Source organism: Pseudomonas taiwanensis (genome assembly GCF_013393345.1).
Lineage (GTDB): Bacteria > Pseudomonadota > Gammaproteobacteria > Pseudomonadales > Pseudomonadaceae > Metapseudomonas > Metapseudomonas resinovorans_C.
Map to the genome: position 1 here is coordinate 1 of NZ_QJRF01000037.1, position 9561 is coordinate 9561.

Consider the following 9561-nt stretch of genomic DNA (forward strand, 5'->3'; position numbering starts at 1 on the left):
CCGCCGGGAAACAGAAATCCGCCGGCTTGATGCTGGTGTGACCGCTGATGGCCTGGAGTACAGATGTCCTGGGTCATGGGCTCCCTAAGTTCTGTCGTACTGACCTGCGCATGAGGAATACACGCTGCACCCACAAGCGAGCTGCGCAGGCTCGAACACCAGCGGGCGTCCGTTCATGATGGCCGAACTGTCGCCGCCGGATGCCAGCGGGAATCTGCCCTTGTGGGTCGGGCACTGGGCATGGTCGCCCAGCAGGCACTGCGGCCTGCCGTCCACGGGGAATCCGCTGGCCTCTGCCATCGCGCCGCCGCCGGAATGGCTGTCTCCCAGCCGAATCGCTCCACCCATCATGTGCTCCTTGAAATGTTCTACGTGGAAACCGATGGCATTCGCAATGAATGGCCATGAACGCCAGCTCTACCCTAAATCTCCAGCACTGCGATCGCGTTGCTCGTGATTACCTAATCTTTACGTCCTGCCTCTTCGATGGCGCGCGGGAAGCGCGGCTCATAGCACAGCAGCAGCGACAGCCAGTGGCCGGTGGCGTGGATGAGGATGGCGGGCAACATCAGTACGTTGGCCACAACGAATATTCGCAGGCCGCTATGGCGCAGGAAGCGGGTGTCCAGGCCCCAGGCGGCCTTGAGTGATAGCCAGGGCCAGGGGAATTTGCTGAGGAGCTTTTTTGGTGCCGGAGCGGCGGCGGGGCCGTCTTCCATGTAGCGGCGGATGTACTCCCAGAACGCCAGCAACTCGCGGGCACTGTGAGTCGGTTTGCCGACGAAGGTAACCTCGATGTCTTCGGTGGGCGTGCCTTGCAAATCGACGCCATCGCCCCGGTCCCAGACCAGGATGACGAAACCGCCGGTGCCATCCAGTTCACTCATGTTCTTGTCGATAAGTACCTCGGTCTTATCCCAGTCCATGATGCGGATGCCGCCCAAATACTCGGGACGCAGCGGGTAGACCTTGCGAGTGATACGATTGAAACGAACAATGATTCGGCGAGCAGTAAAGGACTCCAAACGAAGGAGCCTAAATGCATACTTGAAATAAAAAAACAAAGCAGCCGATCCAGTGAGCGGGGACAAGATTAAGCTAAATACGTAGAAGTCCCACCCAAGAACTACTGATGGATTCAGGAGGTCCGCGGTGGCCAACCATATAACTGCCAGTTCCGCCCACAACAAAGTTCCTCCTATTGCACATCCGAAGAACGTAATTGCTCCCTTCTTTTCATCGTTGGGGGTGCGCAGGTCAATATAAGTATCATTGTATGCATAGAGAGAGTCATTGTCGTAGACGACTTTTGAGACTGACTCGTTTACGCCTTCCGGTGCTTTTAGCTCGGGTTGACCGGGTTTTCGTTGCTGGTCTTTTAGGGTCTCGACAGATTCCTTGTGCGTCATCTGTTTTTTCGACCACTGAAACCCCCATTCGAGCAGATACATCAGAGCGTCCTCTCTATCGCGCGCTGCATTAGAGCAACCTCCCTCTCTTCAGTATCGACTATGCCGTTGTTGCGATCTTTGCGGAAGGTGCTATGGTTCAAGTAGTTCTCCAAATCGTCAGGTAGTATGAATAATTCAATTGCAACCAGCGCGATGAGAAAGAGGTTTATCCCAAAAAATATGCGGAGCATTGGAATCATACGTGAGGCTAGTGCTGCCGATGCCTGGGAACCACGCACAAGGACCTTTCCAATCACCACTTTCGTCCCATGTTTTTTGATTAGGTGTTCAATGTATGGACTTGAATAGGCCAAACCAACCGCAATAGAGAGCCCTGCCGCTCCTGTTTGCACAACCGCTCGGAAAAAGTAGAAATAAACGACGGAGTGTCTGCCAAGCTTTCGTTGTTCCCAGAAGTCGGCATAGTCATACCACGCACCGACCATACCGGCAGTTCCGGCTAGAATTCCTGCCCCCAACCGCAAACCACCACTGAACACCTTGGCGCCTTGCTGAACTGCCGCATTGCCGCTTCGCTCGGCAAACCCCACGGTGATAGCGCCCACTTCGACGCCGGCGGCGCTAAGGGCCACCAGTGCCGCCACGGCCTCGATGTACTCCCTGCTTCGCTTGTCTTCCGTTGCCAGCTTGTTGTAAAGGTTCCACATCTCCAAAAACACAAGGGCGCCGCCAATACGCATTTCCGTCATCGCCCCCATGTTGCCCGCGCGCAATGCCTCGTCGAGGCTGCGGGCGGAGGAATGGTCTATGCGGGCCACCGTCCCTCTACTCAAGGGCTGGCCGCCTTGCCAGATGGTGAGCAGCGCGGGACGGTCGAGGACCTGGCCGAAGTCGATGGCGGGGTTGGTGCAGCTGCGGGTTACTCGATGAGCCAGTCCGCGTCCCCTTCGACCAGCGTGCCTCCGTGACTGGTGACGTCGCCCAGGCGAGCCACGGGCTGGCCTTCCACGATGGTGTCGGCAGAGCCGGTCAGGATGACCGCGCCACAGCTGATTTGGTCGCCGATGCGTGCTATTGCACGCCCGTCGACGTGGGCTTCGCTCGCACCGCTGACGACGGTGCCACTGCCATGGATGGGACAACTGTGCTGATGGCCAACGAGAACAACGGGTTTCATGGCAGGTTCCTTGTGAGTGTTGCCTGCGAAGTCTGGCGACCTGCGAGACGGCAGGGCAGCTTGCTCGTTGAGACCACTTATGGCGCGGTCCGCGATTCGCGGTCGATGTCGGCCGGCCATTCCACCTTTGGCGCCAGGCGTAGGGGCAGGTTGTACCAGGGCACGTCGTTGTTCCAGTCGCGCGGCGGGTGCGGGTATTTCGGCAGGGCCTCGGGGCCCTGATTCATGAAGGCGCGCGCCATGGCCCACATGTGCTCGCCGTTGGCATTGCTGCCGGCCAGCTGGAAGCGGTCAATGACGTGGTTGGTGCCGGGCTCGACCACGGCGATATCTACTCCCCAGGCGAAAATCGGCACACCGCTGGTAGTGGGTCCCATCCGTCTCCAAGCCTCGGCACGCAGGTCGTGCCAGTTATAGACGGTGGGGCGGACGCCCCAACCATTTCGGCTAATCGGCCCGCCGCTATGGAAGCGATAGACATAGACCTTGCCTCGCTTACGATTGAAGCGAATCGGCTCATCGCGCGGTGGCGTGATGCCCATTCTTAGCATTCCTATGCCTCCGACAGCTGCTCCAATTAAGAGACCAATATCCATCAGCGACAGAAGTGGACTATCTAAAAATTCGCTAAAACTTGTCTCGAATATGAGCATGAAGGCCATGCTTACCCCCCAAAACATGGCAGTTGCGCAAAGAACAACCACCGTCCGATTCAAAAGCCTGGAAGTGTGCAGCTCCAAGCACGTATCGTCCGCATAGTTAGGGGGCAAACCTACTGGTGGTATCGGTTCTTCCGGCGCAGTCGAGGGACAAGGCAGGTCGGCTTTCCATCCTTTTGTTGGCTTATTCAGCAATGGCGTGTTCACGCCCCCCCTCACGGTGCTATCCGCGACTCGCGGTCCATGTCGGCAGGCCACTGGACCTTGGGCGCCAGCCGAAGGGCGAGGTTGTACCAGGGCACATCGTTGTTCCAGTCGCGCGGCGGGCGCGGGTATTTCGGCAGGGCCTCGGGGCCCAAGTTCATGAAGGCACGCGCCATGGCCCACATGTGCTCGCCATAGACGTTGGTGCCGGCCAGTTGAAAGCGGTCGATGACGTGGTTGGTGCCGGGTTCGACCACGGCGATATCCACGCCCCAGGCGACAATCGGCACTGCGGTGGTGGTCGGCGCCGAACGGGTCCAGGCCTCGGCACGCAGGTCGTCCCAATTGAAAACGACCGGGCGCACGCCCCAGCCCTTGCGGCTTATCGGCCCGCCACTATGAAAGCGATACACATAGACCTTGCCACGTTTGCGGTTGAAGCGAATCGGTTCGTCTCGCGGGAAGGCAATACCGGTACGCAGCATCCCCACTCCAGCGACAGCCCCTCCAAGCAAAAGTCCAATTATCATCGAGTATAAGAACAGATACCCGAAGAATTCCTTCGCATTCACCTCGGCATATAAAAATACCCCGCCCGCGCTGGCTATAAAAAGCATACCCAGTGCACAAAAAAAAACTCCTGTGCGATTCAAAATACTGGATCTGTGTAACTCCAGATAGGTCTCATCCACAGCATTGGGTGGCAAACCGATTGACAGCAGCTGTTCACTTGGGACAGTTTGCGGGAGAGGAAGATCGGCCTTCCATCCTTTGGTTGGCTTGTCCAATAGTTGCTTTGCCTGTTTCGTCATATGACCTCCACAACCTCCATTTTGGCTACCATCTCGGCGTCATGGATATCTGGCAAGTACTCGACGCTAATGATTGCTTCATCGATATCATGCCCAAGCATCAACTCTATTTTCCCTTCGACTATCAGGAAATTTGTCTTTCTTCCGTCGACTGCCGAGATAGTGCGTTCTTGACTAACCGGTGTAGCGCTATGAGGCTCGTAGTCCAATCGGGTAGGCGGCTTCAATTCTGCACTTGGCGAAGACAAGGTTGACCGGTGACTCCCTGACGCCAGCAGTTCTTCTCCGGAGTAGCGTTTCACGAGTAATTTCCAGGTATAGCCCGCACGGGATGCGTCATACTGTGGCAAGGAAATCTGGTACTTTAAATATGGAATAGGCACAACAGCTATCCTAGTACCTCCCATGAGAGCTCCAACCTCGAAGGTTTTACTTACCAGTTCCGATTCGAATTTCGCGTTGACATCGACTCCCAGCACAGCTGCATTCAACGCGGCAACCGGCGTATTCGCATCAGCGAACATACTGTTCTCTGCTCGACCAAAGTAGCTGCAGTACGCCCACCGTTCCAAGGGAGAAGACTCTGCCTTTTCAGCAATCTTCCATGCTACGTAGGCCGCCATACCGAGGAGAATCGCCCACCCGATTGGTCCAAGGATCCACGAAGCGCTTAGTATTGTCGTGGAGGTCGCGTAGAGGGCGTATAGCGTAAAGCCCGCACTGAATGCATAGGCGAAACCGGCCCCGATATACAGAGCCTTGGCAATTCCACCTCCCTCAGCACCAGCACGTCCAGCGGCCTTGAAAGACGCCAAGGCATCAACAACGCCAGCCACAGCGCCAATCACTCCGCCAAATCGCGCAATGGCCGCACCTGCCACAGCAAGTCGGCTTACCGCGCCCATGCCAACTGGAGGCAAGCGAAGAACCTTCTGAGCCTGTTCAGCACCGCCTTGCATCATCAGGCCTACTGCCTCAATGCTACCTCCCAATACGCCAACGGATGCCGAATATACCGCGAGCACGGCTTCGTCGTGCTTGGCGCCGAAGGTGGCATCCACAGTCTCGACCGATTTGCGCAGCCCCTGCGACAACAAGTAGGTACCACCGACAGCTACAAGCAGTTCAGCGCTGCCCACCGCACCCCGGGCAATGGTGGCGGCATTGCGTGCGCCGCTCAATCCAGACCGCGCCAGACCGGTGACCTGGAAGGCGGTCATTTGAAGACCAGCCAAGACCTTGCGTGCCCCCGGTTCCAGCGTACCGGCGAGGACCGTCAGACCATTCACAGTTGCACTGGTGCGGCGGGTGGCCTCACCGAGCATTTCGCCGGCGTGCTGCGCAGCATCCTGGACAACGCTTCCGAATCGTTGGCGCAGATCACTAGCCTTGCCTTCCACCCACAGCACCACTTCCACAACCTGTGCGGCCAGTTTCGGATCGGCCAGGGCAAGGCTGAGCACGCCCCCCATCAGTACCGAACGAACCTGCTTATGTGCCCTGCCGGTGGCTTGCTCGATGGCGGCGGCCAACTTGTTGCGGTCTTCGCGTATCTGCTCGCACATCAGCTTGTATAAGTCGCCCAGCTTCATCTGGACGGCGACCTGAGTCATGTGGATGTGCGAGTAGAGCAGCAACGCAGCGCTGTTGACACGGGTGGCAACGTTGCGCGCCCCATTGTTGACTTGGGTGCCGAGGCGGCTCACCGCGCCGTTGTAGGCGGCCAGTACGCTGGCAATAGCTGCCTGCACCTTGGGCTGGATGAGTTTGTCGCCCAAGTCGCTGCTGGCCATTATTTTGGTGACCGGGCTGTAGATTTTCTCGAAGTCGCTCCAGTCCAGTTCGCCCTGGTTATTGAAGGTAGGCACGAGGCTTTCCATCAGGCTTTTGTCACAGGCGAGCAAGGTCTTGAAGACGATGCTCTGGCCGTCCTTTATCCACCCCTCCCATGCAGCGGCCGACGGGCCGGCGACGGGCTTGATAGTGCCATCGGCATCCGGCGGGAGCGAAGCCTCGGTGATGCCGCCGCGCAAGCAGGATTCGAGCGTCTGGATGTAGCACACCACCGAATACGCCACGTGTGCGTCGTAGTCGTAACGCTCGGCCAGGTGGAACAGCGGATTGGTGAGCACATGGCTGGCATAGAGTACCGCCATATCGTCGATCTGCTGCTGCAGACGCTGCTTGGTGGTCTCGAACTCCTTTTCGAAAGCGGCGCGCTTGCGTTCGCTGTAGCGGTCGTCGAGCCTGCCGAGCAGCTCTTTGGTCTTGCGCGCCACGAGGAAGGCGCGTTCACGAGCTGGGTCGTGGAATACCGGTGGTCCACCCGACTCACTGGGCTGCATTTCCCAGACGATATTGGTACTCGCGGGCACAACATCGTCGGCGGCCTGCTTGCACATCTCGCGCAGACGCTTGAGGCATTCGGAGGTGAAGAACTTGTAGTTGGTGGTGGGGTCGCTTTCGTACTGCTGTCGCTGGCGTTGCCAGGCCAGGCGCTGGTGGTTTATCTCCTGCACCAGACCGATGGGGTCCAGCAGGACCAGCGCGAGCACACCCTCGGGCAGCTGTTGCCTCTGCCTCTGGATACGCACGAAGCCGCGCAGTGCTTCCAGCCGGTGATTGCGGGTGCTGAAGCCATGCGCGCTGCTGAAGTCGCCGGCCGTAGGAGTGGCGTATTCAAGCACTTTCTGGTCGACCTGCAGTGCCTGTTCGGTCATGGCGAGGCCGACGCTGGCGGGGTTTTCCCGCGCGGCCTTGAGGTCGAGTTGGTGAAACCTGGGCTCCAACGCAGTGCCGTCTTCGCCTTTGCCGCTCAGGTAGCGGTCCAGCACGCTCTTCGGCCAGGGGTCGCTGGAGAAGGCAATCGAGGCGGTGCTGTACTTCGCCGTGTCGATGTTGATGAAAGACGCGGTGACATCGTGGTCTTGCTTGATGCAGTCCTCGCTCAGTGGCTGGGGCTCCTCGCGCGGCGGCTGATATGGCCGGAATTGGCGCAAGGCACCTTCTGGCGTGACCTGGTAAGCCTGCCATTCGGTCTTGTCGAGCAGTACATAGAGATAGCCCTGACGCAAGGTGCGGGGTTGGTCGATCCGCATGCGCACAGCCATGAGGTCGGAGCCGCGGGACACCGGTTGCATGTGCGTGCCATAGGGCGCTGGGGCGTAGGCGGCGCGTAGGGGCAGAATCGGCAGCCCGGTCCGCTGGCAGGCGTTGCAGGCTCCGGAGGGATTAGGCGCGGCCTGCTGGGTGGCCGTGCCGAGAGCGGCGCTGGTATTCATGTGTAGTTCTCTGCTCTGGGCAAGTCTGCAGCGATGCGCTTCCAGGTGCCGTCGCTGTAGGTTGCGAAGTGTTCTTGCAAGCTGAAGGCACCGGCGGCCGCTTGTGCGATGGCGTGTTGGATGTCCGGGTGCTGCGGCAGGTGTGGGTGGATAAACACCCGATGCAGACTCAAGGCAATGATGTCGTGACTGTTGCTGAGCCCAAGCCTGCGGGCATCGCGCACTAGGCGAAAGGCGTGGGTGCCGACCTGGGGTGGCAGGACCGACGTCCCCGTCCAACGCCAGGGCGCAAAGCCCATGGGGAGTTCCAGGGCGTGGCGCCATACACCAAGAAAGTCATTGACCACCAGCGCCAGCTGCTGGGTTTCCCTGGCCAGCGGGGGAAGCTCTGTCGCCAGGGCGCCGCGTGCACCGCGCAGCAGCGTATAGCTGCCCCAACTGGTCGGGCAGAGCCAGGCATGGACGGGGTTCAGAATGCTGCCAAGCTGGCCGCCGAGTGCGGCGGCCAGCAGCTCCAGACGCAGCGGTTCGAACCACGGCGAGGTTTGCCCATCGAGCGCCGCGGTGGTGTGGCACTGGGTCGCGATGTGGGTCGCGATGGCCTCCAACGGTTGGGGACTTAGCAGCCACCCGCAGACATAGCGCTTGTTGTAGGCCGCATCGTCCATGGCGTAGCGGGCGCTGCGTTCGAGGTATCGCCGCGGTGGGGCCTCTCCCGGCGCGGACAGCTGGACCAGCGCAGGACAGGCGGAAGGCGTGTGGCTCAGGTCCGGCCGCAGTACACGAGCCACGGACGCTTCGCCCAGTGACTGGGTCAAGGAGGCAACGCTGAGCGGGTTTTCCTCCTCGCAGTCGGCAAGATCGTCCACCAGGAGGTAGACGTGGTCAGCCGGTGACCGAGGCCGTTCGGCGAAGGCAATGACGTGTTCTGCGCTCATCGATTTCGCTCCACGCAATCCGCTTGGAGTCCTTCCAGAACCTGCCTGCCCAGCGAGAGGCTGTTGCCAGCGCCACCGCCCTGTTTCTTCATCGGGCCCTTGAGCACTATCGCGATGCCATCCAGGGTGATACCGCTGCTATCAATGCGTAGCGTGCCGCCGGGAGCCTTGATGACCAAAGCCTCGGAGGCGTGGATTGTGTGCACTCGGGTGTAGTGTGTGATGGTCAGACCGGCCTGGAGTTTGACCTCTCCTTCCACCTGTTGGTCGAGGTTGCCCCCAATCTCCGCCCGGTGGTTGGCAGCCGTTTTATCCAGGCGGTTGTTACCGACCTGTTCGGTACGGTCCTTGGCGGTGTTGATGGTGTGGTTGCGGCCGATGGTGAGGTAGTCGTCGTTGCCAATTTCGTGGCGCCGGTCCTGGCCGATGGCAACCTGCTCGTCGTTGCCGACGGTCTCCTTTCGGTCGTGCCCGATGTCGATGATTTCGTCGTGTTCGACCTGCTCTTTGCGGTCATGGCCGACGAAGGTGGTCTCGTCGTGGTTGACGACGTTGTTCTGGTCCTTCTGGGCATGGATGAAGATTTCCTCCTGCCCAGCCTCGTCCTCGTAGCGCAATTCGTTGAAGCCGCTGCCTTTGTGGGTCTGGCTCTTGAGAGACATCCGAGTCTTGTTCGCTGGCAGCTCGTACGGCGGCCGCTGGTGGGCGTTGTAGGTCCGGCCGGTAATCACCGGCTGGTCTGGGTCCCCATCGAAGTTGGAGACGATGACTTCCTGGCCGATGCGCGGGATGGCCACGAGGCCCCAGGTCGCGCCCGCCCAGTTCTGTGACACGCGAATCCAGCAGGAGCTGTGCTCGTCGTTGCTGCCCTCGCGGTCCCAGGGGAACTGGACCTTCACCCGGCCGAACTCGTCGCAGTAGATTTCCTCGCCTGGCGGGCCGACCACGGTGGCCTGCTGCGGGCCGTCGATGCGCGGCTTGGGCAGCGGCGTGGCGCGCCATTCGGCGTCGTCCGGCACCAGGGTGGCGGTGCTGCTGTAGTGGGTGCCCTGTTTGGCGTCGGCACTTTCCTCGGCCT

The 9561-nt window shown here is 59.8% G+C and carries 9 protein-coding genes; all 9 read right to left on the reverse strand.

Annotated elements, in window-relative coordinates:
• Window positions 1-84: 84 nt before the first annotated feature.
• Window positions 85-351: a PAAR domain-containing protein gene (locus tag DM872_RS05045; protein WP_306296689.1), complete on the reverse strand. Its 267-nt coding sequence runs from the start codon at window positions 349-351 to the stop codon at window positions 85-87.
• A 110-nt stretch (window positions 352-461) separates the two neighbouring features.
• Window positions 462-1451 (reverse strand): DUF6708 domain-containing protein, encoded by a 990-nt coding sequence (locus DM872_RS05050; protein WP_179058421.1) that lies wholly within the window; start codon window positions 1449-1451, stop codon window positions 462-464.
• Window positions 1451-2230, reverse strand: a complete 780-nt coding sequence (locus DM872_RS05055; RefSeq protein ID WP_179058422.1) for a hypothetical protein — start codon at window positions 2228-2230, stop codon at window positions 1451-1453. Before DM872_RS05055 ends, DM872_RS05050 begins: the two co-directional genes overlap by 1 nt.
• Before the next feature lie 101 nt (window positions 2231-2331).
• Window positions 2332-2589, reverse strand: coding sequence for a PAAR domain-containing protein (locus DM872_RS05060; RefSeq protein WP_179058423.1), 258 nt, complete (start codon window positions 2587-2589; stop codon window positions 2332-2334).
• A 77-nt stretch (window positions 2590-2666) separates the two neighbouring features.
• Window positions 2667-3269: a DUF6708 domain-containing protein gene (locus tag DM872_RS05065; RefSeq protein ID WP_373273681.1), complete on the reverse strand. Its 603-nt coding sequence runs from the start codon at window positions 3267-3269 to the stop codon at window positions 2667-2669.
• 194 nt (window positions 3270-3463) lie between these two features.
• A complete protein-coding gene (locus tag DM872_RS05070; RefSeq protein WP_179058424.1) occupies window positions 3464-3937 on the reverse strand; it encodes a DUF6708 domain-containing protein in 474 nt (157 codons plus the stop codon).
• A 323-nt stretch (window positions 3938-4260) separates the two neighbouring features.
• On the reverse strand, window positions 4261-7545 hold the full coding sequence (locus DM872_RS05075; protein WP_179058425.1) for a T6SS effector BTH_I2691 family protein: 3285 nt from the start codon (window positions 7543-7545) through the stop codon (window positions 4261-4263).
• On the reverse strand, window positions 7542-8483 hold the full coding sequence (locus DM872_RS05080; RefSeq protein WP_179058426.1) for a hypothetical protein: 942 nt from the start codon (window positions 8481-8483) through the stop codon (window positions 7542-7544). The genes DM872_RS05075 and DM872_RS05080 overlap by 4 nt, the downstream gene beginning before the upstream one ends.
• On the reverse strand, window positions 8480-9561 hold a 1082-nt coding region (locus tag DM872_RS30695), incomplete at its 5' end, for a type VI secretion system Vgr family protein (RefSeq protein ID WP_179058427.1). The genes DM872_RS05080 and DM872_RS30695, both read right to left, overlap by 4 nt.